Genomic DNA, 22030 nt, shown 5'->3' with positions numbered 1-22030 from the left:
CTGGCAGACCGGGCTTACCACTCGGCCGGGATCGGGATCCTGACACCGGTCAAGAAAACCGCAGGTCAACCACCTCTGGCGGTCGAGAATCAGGCCTACAACCTGCTGCACAGCCGACTGCGCTGCCTTGGCGAACGCGCCGCCGCGTTGCTCAAGATCCGCTGGTCAGCGCTGCGGCGGGTCAGCTTCTGCCCGAAACGTATCGGTGCCATCGTCCAAGCGGCCCTGGTGCTCACCCATCACGAGCACCAGGGCCGCTACTGAGAAAACCTCAATGTGGCCTTCGGTGCGTTCAACGCACCGAAGGCCGCCTCGGGTGCGTTCAACGCAACCAAGGCCACATTGGGGTGCTACTGGCTGGGCTGGGCCGCAGGGGCCTGGTGCAGCGAGAGGTCCGGGCCGGCGGCGGAGTCCGGGGCCCAGGCGCCGGACTCCGCCGTCCACGTCTGGCCGGCGAAACTCACCTTGTCCAGGCCCAGCGCCTCCGCGCGGCCCACCAGCCAGCTCGCGTACGTCCACCCCTGCGCCGCCGGGTGGGCGCCGCTGAGCTTGGCCGTGCCCAGCTCGGCCGTCGCCGCCGCGGCGACGTCGCCCGGCGCGGCCAGGGTCAGGTTGCGGCAGGTCAGCGCCGCCGGGAACTGGCCGTTGAACGCAGCCGCCATCGCGCGGGCCTGCGGCTCCCACTGCGCGTACGCGTCCGGGGCGCCCGAGCGCTGGATCGCCTGGGCCGCCTCGGTGATCGGCATCGTCTCCCAGCCGGGCAGCTTGTCCAGCTTCTCGTAGAACGCCGTCGCCGCGTAGACCGGGTCCTGCAGCTGCGCGACCGTGCCCCAGCCCTGGCTGGGCCGTTGCTGGAACAGCCCGACCGAGTCCCGGTCGCCGCCGGCGAGGTTCTGCAGCTTCGACTCCTGCAGCGCCGTGGCCAGCGCGACCGTGGCCGCGTGCGGGACCAGCCCCAGCTTCGTCCCGACGGCCGAGATCGTCGCGGCGTTGTTCATCTGCTCCGGGCTGAACGTGTACGAGGTCGTGTTCTCCCCCGGCAGCGCCACGGTGCAGCCCGGCGTCCGGTCCGGGCCGCGGCTCAGCACCACCGCCACGACCACGCCCGCCGTCAGCACGATGACCGCTCCCAGGAAGATGGCCACCTTCAGGCCACATCCACGCACACTGCCTCCCCATCACCCGTTCGCACCAGTCTGCCCAAAGACAGGACGCGGTGCAGCGGGCGAGGTTCAGCGGTCGGTGCCGAGGAAGATCGGGTTGGACATCGCCACCATCGCGTTCGGCTGGGTTGTGTTCGGGCCACCGGACGGGCGGCGGACCTCCACGCGCACCCACCGCGAGTACCGCGGGTAGGTGGTCCACGTCACCGTCGCCGTGCCGGTGTCGCCGACCGTCTCGGTGTGCTCCGGGCCGAGCTGGTCGAGGAACGTCACCGTGGTGCCCGGGACCCCGCCGACCACCGCGCGCACCGTCACCGGGGTGCCGGTGCCCGCCGGGAGGCGCTCGCCGATGCCCGCCGTGCGCCCGCCGCCGGACACCGTGAAGTCCAGCTGGACGGCCGAGGACTCCGCCAGCCACGACCACCCCGCCTTCAGCCCGGCCAGCAGCTCCTTGCGGCGCAGGCGGTCTGCGTAGACGACCGTGTGCGGGAGCGCCACCCGCTGGTCCGGGTTGTGCGCGTCGGAGTCGCCGATCGCCGGGATGAACCGGCCGCCCCGCAGGAGGCCGTCCCAGTGGATGACGCTCGCCTCGTCGTCCTGGGTCCACGGGCCGTTCCACACCTCGACGAGGTCGGCGATCTCGTACGCGAACTCGTAGGTGCAGCCGAAGCAGTTGGCGAACGGGTGCGCGGCGGTGACCAGGCCGCCCGCGCGGTGCACCTGGTCGGTGAAGCGGCGGAAGTCCGCCGCGTCGGCCGCGCGGTAGCGCCAGTCGATCCAGGTGCCGGCGGGCAGGCCGATCGCGGGCCAGTGCCCGGACCGGGTCGTGACCTCTTCGCCGTTGAGGATCAGCAGGTCGTCGGTGGCGTAGTTCCCCCAGCCCAGCTGGGAGCTCGACGTGTTGTGGTCGGTGGAGACCATGAAGTCGAGCCCGGCCGCGCGGGCGTCGGCGACGAGCTGGTCGGGGGTGCGGCGGCCATCGGAGTGGACGGTGTGCAGGTGGCCGTCACCGCGGTACCAGCCGCGGCCGCGCTCGCGGGCCGGCGCGCTCTCCGGCGCCGGGTTCGGCTTGAACGGCGCCGCGTCCGGCCCGAACGTCAGCGTGATGTCCACTTTGTAGGTCAGGCCCTGCGGCGCGACGGTGTACGGGCCGAGGATGACGTGCCATCGCCCGGGCCGGATCGGGCGGGCGAGGTAGCCGGGCGTCGCCTCGGACGCGCTGATCGAGAACCGGTCGCGGAAGCCGCCGGACCAGCCGCGGAAGCCGCGCGCGTTGCCCAGTTCGTGGCCTTCCGGGCCGAACATCCCGATGTCGCAGGCGTTCCCGCGGGTACCGGCGGGCACCTGGGGCCGATCGTAGGAGTAGACGACGTCGATCTGCTTGACCCCGCGCGGGACGTCGACGGGCAGGTAGTACCAGTCCGGGACGTCCGGCTTCAGGGTGCCGGTGACGGTCCGGGTCTGGCTGCCGGTGCCGCCCGGCTGGTCGGCGAACGCCACCCCGGGCAGCATCCCCATCGCCGCGCCGGCCGCCGCGACCCCGCTCGCGCGCAGCAGCGCGCGCCGGCTCAAGTCCCCAGAACTCATGCGTACCTCCGCATCGAAAGACGCCCCGGACGCTAGGGGAGCAACGCGAACGCCGACAAGAACCGGTGGTGAACATTCACCGTCCGGCGCGCTTGGCCAGGATCTTCGCGAGGGCCACGACCGTGACGGCGGCGGCCAGCCCGAGCCGCGTGACGTCGAGGGCGGGCACCCACGCCACGGTGCCGTCCCGCACGACGAACGCCCCGGCGGGCCGGGCGAGCACCCCGAACCCGGCGCCCTCCCGCAGCGGCGCCGCGCCGGTGTCCCCGCCGCCGCCCCCGCCCCCGCCGAACACCGCGGCGGCCGGGATCACGACGGCCCCGTCGCGCTCCACGGGTTCGCCGTAGACCAGTTTCGCGGTGAACAGGTCCCGCGCGTTCGACGCCAGCTGCCCGAGTTTCATGCCGCCATCATGGCGGCAAATCCGGTTGCGGCGCGGCGGAACGTCCGCGATCCTGCGGTGTTCCGCACCGGGCGGGACGTTCGGAGCACACGATGACCCCGTCACTGCGCGGCCTGGCCGCCAACCCGGCGCTGCCCGCGCCCCTGCTGGACCGCCTGGTCACCACGGCGGACGACGACCTGGGCCCGATCCTCGCCCGCCGCGAAGACCTGACCGCGGCCCAGGCGCGGGTCCTGGCCGGGCGCTGCGGCGCGGGTGTCCTGTACCCGCTGCTGGACCGAGGCCTGCTCACCCCGGCCGACGTGTCTTCCGACGACCCCTGGGCCGGGCTCGCGGTGCTCACGCACCCGGACGCGGACCCGGCCTGGTTCGATCGCCTCGCCCGCGACCCCGACCCGGTGATCCGCTGCGAGCTGAGCGCCCGGTTCCCGCTCCCCGAGCCGATCGTGGACCTCTTGGCCGCGGATCCGGACCTCGACGTCGTCACCTCCGTCGCCCGGTGCCAGCCGGTCACCGCCCGCCTGGCCGCCGACTCCCGTCCCGAAGTCCGCCTGGCCCTCGCGGCGAACGAGCAGTCACCCCCGGAACTGCTGCTCAGCCTCCTGCGCGAAGCCGATTCCTGTCGGTGGTCCCCGGTAGCATGGAAACCGGGGGCGGCGCCCGAGAACCTCCACCACACTCTCGCGGGCAACCCGGCCACACCCCCGCACGCCCTCCCCGCCGACGGCGACGACCTCACCCGCTGGAAGCTGGCGTCCCGCACCGACCTCACCGCCGAGGTCTACGCGAAGCTCGCCGAGGACGACCTGCCGGGCGCCCGGCGGGACCTCGCGAGCAACCCTGCCGCCGTGGCGTTCCTGCCGCGGCTGCTCACCCGAGACACCAGCCGCGAGATGAAACGCGCCGCCGCCCTCAACCCGCGGATCCCGCTCCCCCTGCTCACCGAACTCGCGCCCGCGACGAAGATCGGGCTGCTGGTGCCCCGCGTCGCCACCGCGACCGAGGCGGAACTACGCGAACTCGCCGAATCCCCGGCGGCTCAGGTCCGGCGTCTGGCCGCGGCGAGCCCGGACCTGCCACCCGACCTCCTCGACCGCTTCGCCGAAGACCCCGACGCCGGGGTCGCCCGGCTCGTCGCGCTCAACCCGGACCTGACCCCGGCCCAGCTGCGCGCCCTCGCCCGCCACGGGACGACGGTCTCCGCGCGGATCGGGGCGAACCCGCGGTGCCCGGCTGACCTCGCCCGCGCTCTCCTCCCGGGCGCGCCGGTGAAAGCCCTGCGGGTGCTCGCCGGCCACCCGGGCCTGCGCCCGGAGTCCATTGTGGATCTTCTGGGCCACGCGGACGACCGGGTGGTCACCGCCGCCGCTGCCAACCCGGCGCTCCCGGTCGCCGTCATGTCCACTTCGACCGGATAGGCCGGGAAAAACGGAAAAGGTTCACGGAATCGGTGCAGCGCTGAAAAAATTGCGCTGAAGGTGTGGCAAAAAGATGTATCCGGCGGTTTTCCCGGTTTCGGCGGTTAGCGTCACAGCGCTCGAGAAAGCCGGATCCGGGGAGGAACCATGGCACTGCTCAAGAACGGCGCGGTCACCGCACCGCCGGGTGCGCCCGCCGCCGCACACCCACTGACCTCGGGAGATCCCTTCGGGGCCACCGGGGTGACCGCCGAGCGCGGCGCGAACCGGTACGGCGTCTGCTCCATCGAGGACTTCCCGGCCGGAATCAACGACCTCACCTACACCCACGACGACGCGGGCGGTTTCTACAATTACGTCAAGCAGTTCACCGCGCCGAACTTCTGGTACCAGGACGGCGGCGTGCTCTCGTGGATCTACGGCGAGCAGTACGACGACTGGCAGGGCACGTACGGCTTCGACGCGTGTGTCGCCGAGTACCACTCCGGCCACGGCACGATGGACGGCAACGGCGTGTTCTGGATGCCGATGGGCGGCACCTGGGGCGGCACCGCCTGGGCGGGCTCGAACGACATGCGCCTCGGCAACGAGGTCGCGCGCTACCTCTTCTTCTCCACCTGCCTCTCGCTGCGCATCGGCGACGGCAACAGCCCGATCCGCACGTGGGACGCGGCGAACCTCGGGCTGCGGATGATCTTCGGCTTCGAAACGACCAGCGTCGACAACCCGAACTACGGCGCGTTCTTCTTCAGCAAGTGGAACGGCAACGGCCACAAGTTCAGCAAGGCGTGGCTGGACGCGTCGTGGGACATCGACCACCACCAGGCGCCGTCGGCCGTGGCGTGCGGGGCGACGCAGGCCGAGGCACAGGACCGGCTCTGGAACGAGGGCACCTTCAACACCGCCGCCGCGTCCAAGAACTGGTGGTGGTGGACCTGGTACGACGCCGCCAAGAGCATCCGGGCGCCCAAGCTGGAGCTGCCGGCGTCGCCGCAGACGGCCCGGTTCGCGCCGCAGCGGATGTCGACGGCGAAGCTGACCGAGCTGGCCGGGCACTACGGCGTCCGGCTCGGCGGCGGCGAGGCCGAAGCCGCGCTCGGCTCGCACGGGGTCGTGCTGGGCGACGGCCAGGGCGGGCCGCGGCTGACCGTCGACCACCGCGGGGTCCGCGAGATCACCTTCGCCGAGGTGGACGGCACCGGCCGGGACGCGCCGAGCGCCGCCGAAGCGGTCCGGATCGCCCAGGACGCCGTCGAGACGTTCGGCCTGGCCGACCGGGTCGACCTGGTCGCGGACAAGGTGCGCCACCAGTACCACGCGGGCGGCACGGCCTCGGAGGTCGCCGACCCGCGGGTGCGCGAGACGCACGTCGTGTTCACGCAGCTGGTCGACGGCCACCCGGTCGTCACGCCCGGCCTCGGCGAGGTCCGGGTCGGCATCGACGGCGCGGGCACGGTGACCACGATCGTCGACGCCACCCGCGAGGTCGAGCGGCTCACCGAGAGCGCGCCCGCGGCCGCCCGCGGCGAGACCCACCGGCCGTCCACTGTGGACGAGGCGCTGGACGTCCCGCTGCAGCGGCTGCTGCGCCGGCTCTCCGCCGGGGGCCGGGTGCCCGCCGAGGTCCGCACGATCGAGGACTCGACGGCCGTCGGCTACTCGCTGCGCGGGGACGACGGCGCCCAGGTGGCCCGCCGGACCGTCGAGGTGGACTGCGGCGAGGGGCTCGCGAAGCGCTACGTCCTGGAGGCGCCGCTGCGCTGACGCGCCGCACGGGCCCGGGCGGGCCGGCACCTCGTCGGGGGGTGCCGGCCCGCCTCTCGTCCGGCGCGGACGGCGTCGACGGCGTCCGGCACGAATTTTTCGCCCTCCGCGTGTGAACACGGTGTATCCGGGGCATTAACCACGCACACCTGTGTGCCGAGGGGTGTACGTGACCGAGGGGAGACCGCGATGACCTTCGACTTCGTCAGCCGCTGGCTGGGCCGGCACCACGAACGCCCCGGCGTGACCGTCGACCTCTCCTGCGGCGGGCGCGTCACGCTGCAGGAAATCGACGGCAGGCCGGTGCTGGCCGTCACCACCGCGCCCGGTCCGGACGGCCGCTGCAGCGTCGCCGCCGTCCCCCTGTCGGAGGCCGAACGCCGCGAACTCGGCCAGGTCCTCGAGTCCGACGTCCTGCTGGCGTCCTGACACTTCTCCCGACTGGCTGTTTCCCTAGCCGCCGTCACCGTAGGCTGCGCGTGTGCTTTGTGGCATGCCTCGCGAGAAACAGCGTCCCGCCAGTGTGGCGCGGGTCGCTTTTTGTGGGGTTCCCACAACACAACCGCCCCGGCATGCGCCATGCCGGACATTGGTCTACCCGGCGGTAATCCAGCAGGGTGTAGGCAGGTGCAGGCGACGCCCCAGGACAGGTGCGTCGCCTTCTGCGCGTGGGTACTTGGGAGGCTCAGCCGGTGTTCAGTCGTGTCGCCATCGTCAACCGCGGAGAGGCCGCGATGCGGCTCATCCACGCCGTCCGGGATCTGTCGGCGGAAACCGGGACGCGGATCGAGACGGTCGCCCTCTACACCGACGCCGACCGCACGGCCACGTTCGTCCGTGAGGCGGACCTGGCCTACGACCTCGGCCCGGCGTCCGCCCGGCCGTACCTCGACCTCGCCAAGCTGGAGCGGGCGCTCGTCGAGACGAAGGCCGACGCCGCGTGGGTCGGCTGGGGCTTCGTCGCCGAGGATCCGGCCTTCGCCGAGCTGTGCGAGAAGGTCGGTGTCACCTTCGTCGGGCCGAGCGCGGACGCGATGCGCAAGCTCGGCGACAAGATCGGCGCGAAGCTGATCGCCGAAGAGGTCGGCGTGCCGGTCGCGCCGTGGAGCCGCGGCGAGGTCGCCACCCTCGAAGACGCCCTGCGCGCCGGCGACGAGATCGGCTACCCGCTGATGCTCAAGGCCACCGCGGGCGGCGGCGGGCGCGGCATCCGCATGGTCGCCTCCGGCGAGGACCTCGCCGACGCCTACGAGCGCACCAGCCAGGAGGCGCTGCGCGCGTTCGGCTCCGGTGTCGTGTTCCTGGAGCGCCTGGTCACCGGCGCGCGGCACGTCGAGGTCCAGGTGATCTCCGACGGCGCGACGGCGTGGGCGCTCGGCGTCCGCGACTGCTCGGTGCAGCGGCGCAACCAGAAGATCATCGAAGAGTCCGCGTCCCCGGTCCTCGGCCCGGCGCAGACGGCCGAGCTGAAGGCCTCGGCCGAGCGGCTCGCCGTCAAGGTCGGCTACCGCGGCGCCTGCACCGTCGAGTTCCTCTACCACCCGGGCGAGAAGCTGTTCGCCTTCCTCGAGGTCAACACCCGCCTGCAGGTCGAGCACCCGATCACCGAGATCACCACCGGCACCGACCTGGTCAAGCTGCAGCTGCACGTCGCCGGCGGCGGCAAGCTCGAAGGCGACCAGCCGGGCGAGAGCGGCCACGCCGTCGAGGCGCGCCTCAACGCCGAGGACCCCGACCGCGACTTCGCCCCCTCCCCCGGCCGCATCGCGCGGCTGGCGCTGCCCGCCGGCCCCGGCATCCGGGTCGACACCGGCGTCAGCGAAGGCGACACCATCCCCGCCGACTTCGACTCGATGATCGCCAAGATCATCGCCTACGGCCGCGACCGCGACGAGGCGCTCGCCCGCCTCCGCCGCGCGATGGCCGAGACGGTCGTGATCATCGAGGGCGGCGCGACCAACAAGAGCTTCGTGCTCGACCTGCTCGACCAGCCCGAGGTGATCGACGCCAGCGCCGACACCGGCTGGATCGACCGGGTCCGCGCCGAAGGCCGCCTGGTCACCCACCGGCACTCCGCGATCGCGCTCGCCGCGGCCGCCATCGAGGCCTACCAGGACGAGGAAGAGGTCTCCGTCCAGCGGCTGCTGGCCACCGCGCACGGCGGGCGCCCGCAGGTGCAGCACGAGACCGGCCGCCCGCTCGACCTCAAGCTGCGCGGGGTCGGCTACCGCGTGAGCGTGGCCAGGGCCGGGCGCAGCCGGTTCCGCGTCGGCATCTCCGCCGGCGGCTCGGACGTGCACCACGCCGACGTCGAGATCAGCCGGTTCGACGCCCACAGCGGCCAGATCCACGTCAACGGCCGCCGGTTCCGGCTCGTGTCGGCCACCCACGGCCCGATCCACCTCGTCGAGGTCGACGGCGTCACCCACCGCGTCAGCCGCGACGAGGGCGGCGTCGTCCGCTCCCCCGCGCCCGCGCTGGTGGTCGCCACACCGCTGTCCGTCGGCGACGAGGTCGAGGCGAACGCGCCGATCCTCGTGCTGGAGAGCATGAAGATGGAGACGGTGCTGCGCGCGCCGTTCCGCGCCCGGGTCCGCGAGTGCCCGGTGTCGGTCGGCAGCCAGGTGGAGACCGGGGCGCCGCTGATGCGCCTCGAGCCGCTGGCCGATGGCGCCGAGGAAGAGGCCGCCGACAGCGGCGAGACCGTCGAGATCGACCTGCCGGCTGCGCCGCCGGAGGTCTCGGCCGCCGAGCGCGTCGACCGCGGCCGGCAGGACCTGCGGAGCCTGCTGCTCGGCTTCGACGTCGACCCGGCCGAGCGCAAGCGCCTCCTCGTGGCTTACGGGGAAGCCCGGGCCGAGCTGGGCAACCGGCCGGTCGAGGGCGAGCTGGAGCTGCTCACCGTCTTCGCCGACCTGTCCGAGCTGAGCCGCAACACCCCGGGCGGCGAGCTCGACACCGAGCCCGACAGCTCGGTGCACAGCGCCCGCGAGTTCTTCCACAGCTACCTGCAGAGCCTCGACGTCGAGCGCGCCGGGGTCACCGAAGGCTTCCAGGCGAAGCTGCGCCGCGTGCTCGGGCACTACGGTGTCACCGACCTCGACCGCACCCCGGAGCTGGAGGCCGCGGTCTTCCGGATCTTCCTGGCCCAGCAGCGGATGGCGGCCGACATCGCCGTCGTCTCCGAGCTGCTGCGGCAGTGGCTGACCGGGGCGCCGCCGGCGGAGTCGCTCAGCGAGCGCGCCGGCCTGACCCTGGAGCACCTGGTCGAGGCGACGCAGGTGCGGTTCCCCGCGGTGTCCGACCTGGCGCGCGGGGTGGTCTTCCGCTGGTTCGCCCAGCCGCTGCTGCGCCGTCACCGCGCCGAGGTCTACGCCGCCGTCCGCACCGAGCTGCGCTACCTCGACCGGAACCCGGACGCGCCGGACCGCGCCGAGCGGATCCAGGCCATGATCACCGGCTCGGAGCCGCTGGTCCGGCTGATCGGCCAGCGGATCGGCCGCGCGGGCTGCGACCACGCGCCGCTGCTGGAGGTGCTGACCCGCCGCTACTACGGCAACCGGCGGCTCTCCGACGTCGTGGTGCGCGACGTCGCGGGCCACCGCTGGCTGACCGCCCGGCTGAACCGCCCGGACGGCGTGCTGCCGCTGGTCACGACCGCCGTCGACATCGCCGACCTGCCCGCCGCGCTGGGCGCGCTGGGCGAGCTTGCCACCGACGGGGTCGTCGCCGACCTGTACCTGCGCTGGGAGGACCAGCCCGACGCGGACGCGACCGCGGCCCGGCTCGAGGCGCTGCTGGCCGAGCACCCGCTGCCGGCGGAGGTGCACCGGGTCGTCGTCACCGTGGCCGGCACCGGCGGCGCCGTGATGCACCACCACTTCACGTTCCTGCGCGACGGCGCGGGCTTCGCGGAAGACCGGCTGATCCGCGGCCTGCACCCGCAGATCGCGCAGCGGCTGCAGCTGGAGCGGCTGCGCGAGTTCGACCTCACCCGGCTGCCGTCGGCGGACGAGGAGATCTACCTGTTCAAGGCGGCCGCCAAGAGCAACCCGGCCGACGAGCGGCTGATCGCGATGGGCCAGGTCCGCGACCTGACGCCGCTGCGCGAGGCCGACGGCCGGCTGGTCGCGCTGCCCGCGCTCGAGGACGCGGTCACCGCCTGCCTCGACGCGATCCGCAACATCCAGGCGCAGCGGCCGCAGAACAAGCGCTACGACACCAACCGGATCATGATGTACGTCTGGCCGCAGACGGAGCTGACCACCGACGAGCTGAACACGCTCGTCCAGCGCATCCGGCCGACGTCGGTCGGCGCGGGCCTGGAGGAGGTCCAGTTCCTGGGCCGGCGGCGCACCGAGGCGGGCAAGCTGACCGAGCTCGCCGTCCGGATCACCCTCGACCCCGGCAACGGCGCGCGGCTGCACGTCGGGCCGCCGTCGACCGAGCCGGTCCGGCCGCTGGACGAGTACCGCCTGAAGGTGCAGCGCGCGGCGCGGCGGGGCAACGTCTACCCGTACGAGCTGACCGAGCTGCTCGCCGGCCCGGAGGGCTCGTTCGTCGAGCACGACTTCGACGGCACGGCCGAGCTGGTCCCGGTCGACCGGCCGAAGGGCAAGAACACCGCGGCGATCGTCGCCGGCGTCGTCACGACGGTGACCGAGCGGCACCCTGAGGGCGTCACGCGGGTCGTGCTGCTCGGCGACCCGACGAAGTCGCTGGGCGCGCTGTCCGAGCCGGAGTGCTCGCGCGTCATCGCGGCGCTCGACCTGGCCGAGCGGATGCGGGTGCCGCTCGAGTGGTTCGCGCTGTCCTCGGGCGCGCGGATCTCGATGTCCTCGGGCACCGAGAACATGGACTGGGTCGGCGCGGCGCTCAAGCGGATCGTCACGTTCACCCAGGACGGCGGCGAGATCAACATCGTCGTCAACGGGATCAACGTCGGCGCCCAGCCGTACTGGAACGCCGAAGCCACGATGCTCATGCACACCAAGGGCATCCTGGTCATGACGCCGGACTCGGCGATGGTGCTGACCGGCAAGCAGGCGCTGGACTTCTCCGGTGGCGTGTCGGCCGAAGACAACTTCGGCATCGGCGGTTACGACCGCGTGATGGGCCCGAACGGCCAGGCGCAGTACTGGGCGCCGAACCTGCCGGCCGCCCGCGACGTGCTGATGGCCCACTACGACCACACCTACGTCGTGCCGGGCGAGACCGGGCCGCGCAAGACGGCCACCAACGACCCCGCCACCCGCGACGTCTCGTCGTACCCGCACGCGATCGTCGGCAGCGACTTCACGACCGTCGGCGAGATCTTCTCGGCCGAGCACAACCCGGACCGCAAGAAGCCGTTCGACATCCGCACGGTGATGCGCGCGCTGTCCGACCAGGACCTCCCGGTGCTGGAGCGCTGGGCGGGCATGGCCGACGCCGAGACCTCGGCGGTGCAGGACGTGCACATCGGCGGCCGCCCGGTCTGCCTGGTGGGCATCGAGTCGCGTTCGGTGCCGCGCCGCGGCTTCCCGCCCACCGACGGCCCGGACACCTACACCGCGGGCACGCTGTTCCCGCGGTCGTCGAAGAAGACGGCGCGGGCGATCAACGCGGCGTCGGGCAACCGGCCGCTGGTGGTGCTGGCGAACCTGTCCGGGTTCGACGGCTCGCCGGAGTCGCTGCGCAAGCTGCAGCTGGAGTACGGCGCGGAGATCGGCCGGGCGATCGTCAACTTCGAGGGCCCGATCGTGTTCACCGTGATTTCGCGGTACCACGGCGGCGCGTTCGTCGTGTTCTCCAAGACGCTCAACCCGAACATGACGGTGCTGGCGCTGGAAGGCTCGTTCGCCTCGGTGCTGGGTGGCGCGCCCGCGGCGGCGGTGGTGTTCGCCGGCGAGGTGAACAACCGCACGGCGAACGACCCGCGGGTGACCGAGCTGCAGGCGCAGGTCTCGACGGCCGCCGGCGCCGAGCGGGCCGCGCTCAACGCCCGCGTCGCCGAGGTCCAGTCGTCGGTCCGCGCGGAGAAGGTGAACGAAGTGGCCGCGGAGTTCGACCGGGTGCACAGCATCCAGCGCGCGGTCGAGGTCGGTTCGGTGGACGCGATCATCAGCGCGGCCGAGCTGCGGCCGCGGATCATCGAGGCCATCGAGCACGGCCTGAAGCGCTAGGGAGTTCCGGGGCCGGTCACCGCGGTGGCCGGCCCCGGCTCATGCCCCGAGAACGGCGGCTTCGAACCCGGCCGCCGTCGCCAACCCGCCCAGCTCACCGGCCCGCGCAGCCGGCAGCAGGACCAGCGGGTAGCAGTCGGACTCGATGTCGAGGACGGCGAGCGCGGTGCCGTGGCCGGCCAGCCGGTCCCCCGCCGTTTCGAGGAACTCGTATGTCGGCAGGTCCGACTCCGCGAGCCCCGCCCAGGCCTCGTCCGACGGCGGCGCGGACCGCAGGGTCCGCAGGCGGCCGACGATCTCGTCCGCCGCCTCCTTCCAGTCCACCTCGGCCAGCAGGCCGTGGTCGTCGAGCGCGTCCACCAGCGCGATCCAGGCCAGGCCCGGGAACGGCTCGTCGATGCCGCGGTCTTCGAGCCGGTCGGCGTGCTCGGCGACGTAGGCGTCCGGGTCGTCGTGCGCGGCCGCGGCGCGCTCACCGACCTGCGGGAGGTCCGGGGCCAGCAGGGCGGCCACGGCGACCAGGGCGGCACGAGCGCTCATCGGGGCACCAGGTATCGGGTCAGGAGGCTCGCGCCATCGGTCAGGACGGTGGCCAGGTCGAGCTCCACCGGGTCGAAAAGGCCGCCCATCGCGGCCCGGTCGGCCGTGCCGGCCACCAGGAACGGCGCGACGGTCAGCCGGAACTCGTCGACCAGGCCCGCTTCGGCCAGCGACCCGAACAACCGCGGGCCACCTTCGCAGTCGATCCGCCGGAGGCCCCGCTCGGTCAGGGCGGCCACGGCGACGTCGAGCGCCACCGCGTCGTCACCCGCGACGATCACGTCGGCGCCCGCCTCCGCCCAGGCGTCACGCAGGCCACTGGGGGCCCGTTCGCAGGTGATGACGATCGTCGGCACCGCGGCCCGCGTGAGCACCGGCGCGTCCGGCGGCAGGGCGCGGCCCGTGGTGACGACGGCGATCGGCGGGATCGGCTCGAGCCCGTGCCGGCGGCGCCGGTCCGCGGTCTCCGGGTCCGGGTGGACGCCGTCGAACTCCTCGATCACCGCGGTCCCGGCGCCGAGCAGGACCACGTCGGCGAGGTCGCTGCCCAGCTTGAAGACGACCCGGTCGGGCTCGGTGGACAGCGGGCGCGACCGGCCGGCGACCGTGATCGCGCCGTCGGTGCTCGACACGAAGTTGACGACCAGCCACTTCGCGACGTCGGGGAAGCGGTAGAGGGTTTCGAGGTCTTCCATGCCGAGTTCGCGGGTGTGCTCCGGCGGCCAGATCTGGCGGATCGGCGGGATCTGCGGGGCCGGCGGGTTCACAGCCACCGCACGGCGTTCTTGGGCGGGCGGGTGCCCACGATGCTCGCGATCATCTCGGTCACGTGCCGCGTCTCGCGGACCTGGTGCGCCCGGAACATCGCGGCGCCCTGCGCGGCCGCGTGCGCGGTGGCGGCGAGGGTGCCGGTGACGCGGTCGTCCATGCCGACGTCGAGCGTCTCGCCGACCACCCCCTTGTTGGACAGCGCCATCAGCACCGGCCAGCCGGTGGCGACCAGCTTGTCGACGTTCCGCAGGATGGTCAGCGACTGGTAGGTGTTCTTCGAGAAGTCGATGCAGGGGTCGATCATCACGCCCCCGCGCGGCACGCCCTTCGCGACCGCCCGTTCGGCCAGCTCCGTGGTGTCCTGCACGACCGACGCGACGACGTCGTCGTACTGCGGCTTCACCGGGTCGGTGCGCGGGTCGAGGCCGTCGACGTGCGCGCAGATGTAGCCGGCGCCGTGCTCGGCCGCGACGTCGAGGATCTCCGGCTCGTAGGCGGCCCAGTTGTCGTTGATCAGGTCGGCGCCGGCCCGGCACACCGCGTCGGCGACCTCGGCGCGGTAGGTGTCGACGCTGATGACGACGTCCGGGAAGTGCTCGCGGGCCCACTCGACGGTCGGGACCACCCGGGCGATCTCCTCGGCGACGGTGACCTCGGGGCCCGGGCTGGCCGGCACGCCGCCGATGTCGATCACCGCGGCGCCGTCCTCGAGCGCCTTGCGGATGGCGGCGTGCGCACGCTCCTCCAGGTACGTCACCCCGTTGTCGTAGAACGAGTCCGGGGTCCGGTTGACGATCGCCATCACCAGCGCGTGGTCGCTGGTGAGGCGTTTGCCCCGGAAGACGAGATCGTGGATCGGCAAGCGGCACCCCCGGACGAAGATCGGATCTGACCGCTTCCGAGCATAGTGAGGGCGGCGGCGCGGGGCCGGGCGCGACCGGTTTCGCGACTTTCGGGGGTATGGCGGTTTTGTCCGCGCCGACACACTGTGCGTGCCGGTCCGGTGACCGAGAGCCCCGGGCCGAACCTCCATCCGTGCGTCCGTGAGGAGCTCCCCGATGGCGTCAAGGTCCCTGTCCCGGCTCGCCCTGGCGGCCACCGGGGTCGTGCTGTCCGCCCTGCTCGGCGGCACCGCGGCCGCGCAGCCCGCCGACACCCCCGTGTTCTGGCGCGTCCCCGCCACCGCCGCGCAGGCGCAGGCGCTGACCGCGGCCGGGTTCGACGTCGAGGAGGGCGACGCGGGCGCCGCGCTCGTCGTCGGCGGCCAGGCCGTCGCGAACCGGCTGCGGGCGCTGGGCTACCGGCCGTCGTTCTTTGACACCGTCTACAAAGAACTGCCCGCGCAGGCGAACTCCCTGGCGGCCGACACCTTCTACGGCGGGTACCGCACCGTCACCGCGCACGAGAACCACCTGACGGCCGTCGCCGCCGCGCACCCCGACCTGGCCACGAAGTACACGATCGGCCAGTCGTGGAAGAAGACCAAGGGCCAGGGCGGGCACGACGTCCAGGCCATCTGCCTGACCAAGAAGCAGACCGGCGACTGCACGCTCTCGACGACGTCGAAGAAGCCGAAGTTCTTCCTGATGGCCCAGATCCACGCGCGTGAGCTCTCCACCGGCGAGCTCGCCTGGCGCTGGATCGACTACCTCGCCGACGGCTACGCCACCGACGCCACCGCGAAGTCCATCTTGGACACCACCGAGGTCTGGGTGGTGCCGATCTCGAACCCGGACGGCGTCGACATCGTCGCCTCCGGCGGGAACTCGCCGAAGCTGCAGCGCAAGAACGCCAACAACACCCGCGGCGGCTGCACCGGCACGAACATCGGCATCGACCTCAACCGGAACTCGACGTTCAAGTGGGGCGGCGACTCCAACTCCGCCTGCTCCGAGACCTACCAGGGCGTGAGCGCCGGCTCCGAGCCGGAGACGCAGGCGCTGGAGAAGCTGGCCCGCGCGATCTTCCCGGACCAGCGCGGCACTGGGAACAACGACCCGGCGCCGTCGACGGCCAAGGGCACGATGATCACGCTGCACAGCTACGGCAACGACATCATCATCCCGTGGGGCTTCACACAGGCCACCTCGCCGAACGACGCGCAGTACCGCAAGCTGGGCGCGAAGTATGCCGCGTCCAACGGCTACCTCGTCGGCACCAACGAGGAGACCGTCGGCTACGACACGAGCGGCACCACCGACGACTTCACCTACGGCGAGCTCGGTGTCGCCAGCGTGACGTTCGAGGTCGGCGGCTCGAGCGGCACCTGCGGCGGCTTCCTGCCGCGCTACACCTGCGTGGACAGCACTTTCTGGCCGAAGAACAAGGGCGCGCTCGTCACGGCCGCGAAGGCCGCGGCGGCGCCGTACCAGCAGTGATTCAGGGCCGGCACGCGTAGATGCAGTTCTGCGGACGCGGGGACGCCAGCACGTCGACGTGCCGGAACCCCGCGTCCGCCAGCATTTCCCTTGCTGTTTCGGTGCCCCACATCGCACCGAGCGCGGCGCCGCCCTCGGCCAGCGACGTCGTCGTGCAGTACATCAGGCTGATCGAGTAGCACAGCGCGGCCAGCGGGTTGCCGACGTTCTTGCCGACGTGGCTGGAGAAGTTGGTGTCCACCATGAAGAACAGGCCGTCGTCCTTCAGCGCACCACGGATCCGGTGCAGCACGACGTCGGGGCGGTCCTGGTCGTGGATGGCGTCGAAGGCGGTGATGACGTCGAAGTCGCCGGCCAGCTCCGCGGCGTCCCCGACGGCGAACTCGGCGTTCGCCAGCCCGGCGTTCGTCTCCCGCGCCTGCTCGACGACGCGGGGAACGATGTCCAGCCCGGTGAACCGCGACGCGGGAAAGGCGCGGGCGGCGACGGAGACGGCGTGCCCGGTGCCGCACCCGAGGTCGAGCACCCGCGCGCCGGCGGTGAGCCGCTCGGTGAGCCCGGGGACGGCGCCGAAGAAGCCGTCCACGAGGTGCTCGCGGTAGATGTGCCGCCAGCTGTCGCCGGTCCGGGCGCCGAGCGCTTCGAGGTGCGGCCCGTAGGCCGAGCGCGGGACGCCGCCGCCGTCGGCGAAGCAGCGTTCGAGGTCGGGCAGGATGCCGGTGAAGGCCGACAGCGTCAGCAGGGACGGCATCAGGTTGGCCGCGGTCTCGCCGAGCAGGAACTTCGCGTGCTCCGGCGGGAAGGTGTATTCCCCCGCGGCGTGGGTGAAGACGCCACCGGTGACCATGGCGCCCAGCCACTCGCGGACGTACCGCTCCTCGAGCCCGGCCCGCTCGGCCAGCCCGGCACTGGTGGCGGGGCCACGCGCCGCGGCGGCGAGCAGCCCGGTGCGGTGGCCGAGGCCGATGAGCATGGTGAGCGCGCTGCCGGTCATGGTGGCCGTCAGGTGCGCCGCGAAGTCCTTCTCTTCCATGCGGCCCGAGCGTACCCCTCGAGGCGGACCGTCCACATCGGACGGTCCGCTCCCGGTGGTCAGGCTTCTTCGTCCTCGAGCCCGGCGTCGGCCAGAACGGCGTAAACGCGGCGTCGCGCGTCGGCGAGGATCTTCTTCACCTCGGCGACCTGCGTCTCGTTGCCGCTGTACCCGACCTGCGCGGCCGCCCCGGAGAGCTCCCCGAGCGCGTGCCAAAGGGCGGCGAACCGGTCGGCCCCGGGCTCTTCCTCGGGCTCCTCCCAGAGGGCGGCGAACTCGGCTTCCCGCCCGGCGACGTGTTCCCGCCCGGCATCGGTCAGCTCGGCAACCCGGCGGCCGCCGGTTTCGGCGGTGTGGACGAGGCCTTCGTCTTCCAGCTGCTGCAGGATCGGGTAGACGGATCCCGGGCTCGGCCGCCACCGGTCGTGCGTCCGGCGACGGATTTCTTGCATGAGCTGGTAGCCGTGCATCGGCTCCTCGGCAAGAAGAGCCAGCACGGCGGGACGCACGGGCCGCGCGGCGGGCCGTCCGCCGCGGAACTCTTTCACCCGCTGCCAGGGGCCACCGCCGCCCCAGCCGCCGGGGCCGCCGAAGGAGCCGGGGCCGCCGGGAAAGCCGGGGAAACCACCGGGGACGCCTGGTGCGCCCGGTGGCTGCGGCGGGTGGGGCGGGTGGGGCGGGAAGCCGCCGCGGGCCAGGTCGGGGGCGCCGTCCCAGTCTTCGTGGCCGGGGAGGTGGTCGTGAGCGGGATGGCCGTGGCCGGAGTGGTCGTGGCCGCCCTGCCTGAGGTCCGGGCGCCCGCCCGGGTGGAACCCGCGCCCTCCAGCGTGCCCCGGGTGACCGTGGCCGGGCCCGCCGAACGGCCCGGCGCCCCCGAACCCGCCGAACATCCGCCCTGCTCCAGCGCTCATTTCCATGCCTGCCTCCTCGGTAGTTCGTATCGCCGACACTTCGACGATATATCGCCGTTGGATCGCCCGCAAGGTAGGCCAGGCGGCCGCCGCCCCAGATCGCGGCACCGGCCCCGATCGGAGTGCTCGGCGCCTGAGCACACCTCAAGCCGCGCCGCAGCAGCACCTCAGCCGACCGAACCGGCCACCACCCCGCAGCACACCCCAGGCAACCCCGGCTCCTCCATCAGCCCGGCCGCCGCCGCAGCTCCACCCCTCAACCCGTCCCCGACTTCACCGCCAACGCCAGCAACTCCGCCGCCGGGCCCGCCAACCTTCTCCCCGCCGGCCACACCGCCCGCAGCACCCGCCCCAGCTCGACCCCCTCCACCGCCACCGGCGCCAGCCGCCGGCCCGCGACCTCCCGCACCACGTCGAGATCACTGATCACCGCCGGCCCCGCGCCGGAAATCACCGCGTTCCGCACCGCCGAAGCCGATCCCAGCTCCAGCAACGGCTTCACCGGCCCGGCCCCCGCCCGCCGCAACGCCGCCTCCACCGTCTCCCGGGTCCCCGATCCCGGCTCCCGCACCACCAGCGGTGTCGCCGCCAGCTCGGCCGCCGTCAGCGGGCGGCGGCGGCGCGCCCACGGGTGGCCGGGCGGGACCACGACCACCAGACGGTCCGTCGCCACCCGGCGGGTCGCCAGCCCCGGCCACGGGCCCGGCGACTCGACGAACCCCAGGTCCACGCGCCCGCCCAAGACGAGCTCCGCGACGTGCTCGGAGTTCACCACCTCGAGCCCGACGTAGGTGTCCGGCCCGGTGCGCTTCACCTCGCCGATCCACGCCGGGACGAAGTGCTCGGCGAGCGTCATGCTCGCCGCCACCCTCAGCTGGGCGCCGCGCTGGGTGCGGAGGGCCTCCGCGCCGGTGCGCAGTCCGTCCACTTCGGCCAGTACGCGGTGCGCCCAGCCCGCGATCACCCGGCCGTCCGGGGTCAGTGCCGAGCCGCGGCGGGTGCGGTCCACCAGGGACAGTCCCAACTGTCTCTCCAAAGTGGACAACCGTTTGCTCGCCGACGGCTGGGCGATGCCGAGCGCGCCGGCCGCCTGGCCGATGCTGCCGAGGTCGTCGACGAGCACCAGCAGGCGCAGGGAGTCCAGATCCGGTCCGGTCATAGCCTCACTCTATGACCTGAGCACCACTCACCGGCTACCGGAAGCGGCCGCGGGCGGCGACGCTGGGCAGCATGGCACTCACGACGGCAAACCCGGTCCTCCCCGGCCTCGCGATCACCGGGCTCGGCGTCGTCGCGGCCTACACCCTCAGCTCGGCCTGGCCGGTGCTCGGCGCGCTCACCGTCGCCGTTGTGCTGGGCATCGTCGTCGGCAGCACACCGGTACTGACCGACGACCTCCGGAAAGCCGTCTCGCGTGTCACAAAACGCCTGCTGCGCGCGGGGGTCGTGCTGCTCGGGCTCCAGCTGGCGATCCCCACGGTCCTCGCGCTCGGCCCCGGCACGCTCGCCGCCGTGGTCCTGACCGTCGCGGTCACCTTCCTCGGCACCCTCGGGCTCGGCCGGCTGGTCCACGTGCCGCGCGGGCTCGCCCTGCTGGTCGCCACCGGGTTCTCGATCTGCGGCGCGTCGGCGATCGCGGCGATGGAGGGCGTCGTCGAGCGGGACGACGAAGACGTCGCCACGGCCGTCGCGCTCGTCACCTGCTACGGCAGCCTGACCCTCGGCGCGCTCCCCTTGCTCGCCCACTGGATCGGCCTGGACGCGGCCCGGACCGGCAGCTGGGCCGGGATCTCGGTGCACGAGGTCGCGCAGGTCGTCGCGGCGGCCGAGCCCGCGGGCGCCGCCGCGGTCACGATCGCCGTGGTCGTGAAGCTGAGCCGCGTGGTGCTGCTCGCCCCGGTGGTCGCGATCGTCGGCGCCACCGAACGCACGCGCCGCGGCGGGTCGGCGCCGCTCGTGCCGCTGTTCGTGCTCGGGTTCCTCGCGCTGGTCGCGGTCCGCAGCACCGGGCTCGTCCCGGCGTTCGCGCTCGACGTCGCCAAGACCGCGTCGACACTCCTGCTCGCCGGCGCGCTGTTCGGGCTCGGCTGCGCGGTCCGGCTCGGCCCGCTGCTGCGCGGCGGCGGCCGAGCGCTTCTCCTGGGTCTCCTGTCCACGCTTCTGGTGCTGGCGACGGGGTTCGGGACGCTCGCCGCGTTCACCTGATGTTTCCCTCCCCGATAGGGATAAAGGACGTTATACGCGCGTTTATACAGCTCTTGTACGGGTCCGGTCGACGCTACCGCCGAGACGTAGGACGTAGAACGAGCCACAGGGAGAACCCGTGAACATCACCCGGATCACCAGAGGCCTGCTGGCCGGGCTGCTGGGGTGCGCCGCCCTCGCCGTCCCGGCGGCCGTCGGCGCCGCCACCGCGCAGGCCGACGTGGCCAGCACGCTGGTGTTCACCAAGAACACCGAGGGCCACGACTGCTACCGCATCCCCACCATCGTGAAGGCCAACGACGGCGCGCTGCTCGCGTTCGCCGAAGGCCGCAACGCCGGCGCCAGTGTGTGCAACGACCTGGGCGCCATCGACCTCGTGCTGAAACGCTCGACCGACGGCGGCAAGACCTGGAGCGCGCTGCAGACCGTCATCAAGGCCAACGGCGACACGAAGGGCAACCCGGCGCCGATCGTCATCCCGGGCAGCAACCGCGTGGTGCTGCTCTCGACCATGCAGTGCTACACCAACCCCGCCTGCGGCCGGATCCCGCGGGTGTCGATCAGCGAGGACAACGGGAAGACGTGGGGCGCGCCGAAGGTGCTGACCTCGGAGCTCGGCTTCACGAGCGCACCCGGCTGGCTGGCCACCGGGCCGTCGCACGGGATCGTGCTCACGCGCGGCGAGCACAAGGGCAGGCTCGTGGCCGGGGTGAGCTGGACGACCGGCGGAAAGGACACCGGCGCGCTGGTCTACAGCGACGACAACGGCTCGACCTGGCACCGCGGGGCAACCGACACGCCGACGACGACCGCGATGAACCCGCAGGAGATCAGCGTCACCGAGCTGAAGGACGGCCGGGTCTACGCCGCCGCCCGCAACCAGGCCAACGACGGTGACAAGTGCCTCGCCGACGGCACCCGCAACCGCGCCTTCGCGATCAGCTCGGACGGCGGGGAGACCTTCAGCTCGAAGTTCGCCTTCGCCACCGACCTCGTCGCCCCGACCGTCGAGGGTTCGACGGCCCGGATGAGCGCCACCGACACCGGCGGCAAGTACAACCGGATCCTGTTCGCGGCACCGTCCACTTGCGACCGTCGCAAGCAGCTGCGGGTCCACTCGTCCTTCGACGAGGGCGCCAACTGGACCGGCACCGCCGACAGCCTGCTCGTCTGGGGCCAGGACGCGGCCTACTCGGACATGGTGCAGCTTTCCCAGTCTTCGGCCGGTGTGCTGTTCGAAGCCGGGCCCGAGCTGCACGCCAACGACTCGATCCGGTACGCCACGGTCAGCGACACCGCCCTCGGCGCCCCGGCCTGCGGTGCCGGCTTCGGCGTCATCGACTCGAAGCCGCTCGGCACCGCAGGCACGGTTTACCTTTCCTACAACGCGAGCAACGGCCAGAACTGTGTCACCACGATGAAAAGCACCTCCTCGGGTACGGCCACGGCGACCTCGGCCTACCTGGAGGTCAAGGGCGCGGCGCGGCAGACGGATTCCGGTTCGTTCTCCTGGTTCGCCGGCCCGCTCAAGGCGGCCGCGGCGGACAAGTGCGTCAAGTGGGGCGGCGCGACCGGCGGCGCCGCCTTCGACAGCGAGTTCGAGCACTGCGGCTGAGCCGCGGGTGGGACCCGCCCCCTGGCCGGGTCCCACCCCCGAATTTCCGTGCCGTCCGGCCCCCTCGCCCGGACGGCA

17 protein-coding genes are annotated in these 22030 nt (G+C 72.7%); 8 read left to right on the top strand and 9 right to left on the bottom strand.

The genetic code is table 11. The annotated features are described in order from the left end of the window. On the top strand, positions 1-264 hold a 264-nt coding region (locus ACZ63E_RS29865), incomplete at its 5' end, for a transposase family protein (RefSeq protein ID WP_465339438.1). Positions 265-350: 86 nt separating this feature from the next. Here ACZ63E_RS29865 and ACZ63E_RS29860 read toward each other — a convergent pair. From ACZ63E_RS29860 to ACZ63E_RS29850, 3 genes are all read right to left on the bottom strand, one after another. Then, positions 351-1145 carry a hypothetical protein gene (locus ACZ63E_RS29860; RefSeq protein ID WP_465339437.1) on the bottom strand — a complete coding sequence of 265 codons (795 nt, stop codon included), beginning with the start codon at positions 1143-1145 and terminating at the stop codon, positions 351-353. An 87-nt stretch (positions 1146-1232) separates the two neighbouring features. Then, on the bottom strand, positions 1233-2750 hold the full coding sequence (locus ACZ63E_RS29855; protein ID WP_465339436.1) for a CehA/McbA family metallohydrolase: 1518 nt from the start codon (positions 2748-2750) through the stop codon (positions 1233-1235). A gap of 76 nt (positions 2751-2826) precedes the next feature. Beyond that, on the bottom strand, positions 2827-3153 hold the full coding sequence (locus tag ACZ63E_RS29850) for a hypothetical protein (protein WP_465339435.1): 327 nt from the start codon (positions 3151-3153) through the stop codon (positions 2827-2829). A 92-nt stretch (positions 3154-3245) separates the two neighbouring features. On the opposite strand from ACZ63E_RS29850, the gene ACZ63E_RS29845 reads away from it, so the two are divergent. From ACZ63E_RS29845 to ACZ63E_RS29830, 4 genes are all read left to right on the top strand, one after another. Continuing rightward, positions 3246-4571 carry a hypothetical protein gene (locus ACZ63E_RS29845; protein ID WP_465339434.1) on the top strand — a complete coding sequence of 442 codons (1326 nt, stop codon included), beginning with the start codon at positions 3246-3248 and terminating at the stop codon, positions 4569-4571. A 147-nt stretch (positions 4572-4718) separates the two neighbouring features. Next, the gene (locus ACZ63E_RS29840; RefSeq protein WP_465339433.1) at positions 4719-6335 is read left to right on the top strand and encodes a DUF6345 domain-containing protein; all 1617 of its coding nucleotides are present in this window, start codon (positions 4719-4721) and stop codon (positions 6333-6335) included. A 189-nt stretch (positions 6336-6524) separates the two neighbouring features. After that, positions 6525-6764 carry a hypothetical protein gene (locus tag ACZ63E_RS29835; protein ID WP_465339431.1) on the top strand — a complete coding sequence of 80 codons (240 nt, stop codon included), beginning with the start codon at positions 6525-6527 and terminating at the stop codon, positions 6762-6764. 263 nt (positions 6765-7027) lie between these two features. Then, positions 7028-12499: an ATP-binding protein gene (locus tag ACZ63E_RS29830; protein WP_465339430.1), complete on the top strand. Its 5472-nt coding sequence runs from the start codon at positions 7028-7030 to the stop codon at positions 12497-12499. A gap of 39 nt (positions 12500-12538) precedes the next feature. Here ACZ63E_RS29830 and ACZ63E_RS29825 read toward each other — a convergent pair whose 3' ends face one another. The 3 genes from ACZ63E_RS29825 to folP all read right to left on the bottom strand — a co-directional run bounded on the left by ACZ63E_RS29825 (position 12539) and on the right by folP (position 14666). After that, positions 12539-13039, bottom strand: coding sequence for a DUF6630 family protein (locus ACZ63E_RS29825; RefSeq protein ID WP_465339429.1), 501 nt, complete (start codon positions 13037-13039; stop codon positions 12539-12541). Continuing rightward, the gene (locus ACZ63E_RS29820) at positions 13036-13734 is read right to left on the bottom strand and encodes a dihydrofolate reductase family protein (protein ID WP_465339471.1); all 699 of its coding nucleotides are present in this window, start codon (positions 13732-13734) and stop codon (positions 13036-13038) included. Before ACZ63E_RS29820 ends, ACZ63E_RS29825 begins: the two co-directional genes overlap by 4 nt. A 68-nt stretch (positions 13735-13802) precedes the next feature. Beyond that, positions 13803-14666, bottom strand: a complete 864-nt coding sequence (gene folP, locus ACZ63E_RS29815; protein ID WP_465339470.1) for a dihydropteroate synthase — start codon at positions 14664-14666, stop codon at positions 13803-13805. A 202-nt stretch (positions 14667-14868) separates the two neighbouring features. Between folP and ACZ63E_RS29810 the strand changes: the two genes are divergently transcribed. Then, positions 14869-16188, top strand: a complete 1320-nt coding sequence (locus tag ACZ63E_RS29810) for a M14 family zinc carboxypeptidase (RefSeq protein WP_465312181.1) — start codon at positions 14869-14871, stop codon at positions 16186-16188. A gap of 1 nt (position 16189) precedes the next feature. Here ACZ63E_RS29810 and ACZ63E_RS29805 read toward each other — a convergent pair whose 3' ends face one another. The 3 genes from ACZ63E_RS29805 to ACZ63E_RS29795 all read right to left on the bottom strand — a co-directional run bounded on the left by ACZ63E_RS29805 (position 16190) and on the right by ACZ63E_RS29795 (position 19291). Next, positions 16190-17221, bottom strand: a complete 1032-nt coding sequence (locus ACZ63E_RS29805; protein WP_465339428.1) for a class I SAM-dependent methyltransferase — start codon at positions 17219-17221, stop codon at positions 16190-16192. Between the two features lie 59 nt (positions 17222-17280). Next, positions 17281-18132, bottom strand: coding sequence for a PadR family transcriptional regulator (locus ACZ63E_RS29800; protein WP_465339426.1), 852 nt, complete (start codon positions 18130-18132; stop codon positions 17281-17283). A 256-nt stretch (positions 18133-18388) separates the two neighbouring features. Beyond that, positions 18389-19291, bottom strand: a complete 903-nt coding sequence (locus tag ACZ63E_RS29795) for a LysR family transcriptional regulator (protein WP_465339425.1) — start codon at positions 19289-19291, stop codon at positions 18389-18391. Positions 19292-19362: 71 nt separating this feature from the next. Here ACZ63E_RS29795 and ACZ63E_RS29790 point away from each other — a divergent pair, with 71 nt between their 5' ends. Continuing rightward, a complete protein-coding gene (locus tag ACZ63E_RS29790) occupies positions 19363-20337 on the top strand; it encodes a YeiH family protein (RefSeq protein WP_465339424.1) in 975 nt (324 codons plus the stop codon). 118 nt (positions 20338-20455) lie between these two features. Then, on the top strand, positions 20456-21952 hold the full coding sequence (locus tag ACZ63E_RS29785) for a sialidase family protein (RefSeq protein WP_465339422.1): 1497 nt from the start codon (positions 20456-20458) through the stop codon (positions 21950-21952). Positions 21953-22030 lie beyond the last annotated feature (78 nt).

Source organism: Amycolatopsis sp. NPDC104819 (genome assembly GCF_055583145.1).
The sequence above is the reverse complement of the archived record's forward strand: the minus strand, read 5'-3'. Positions and strand labels throughout refer to the sequence as shown.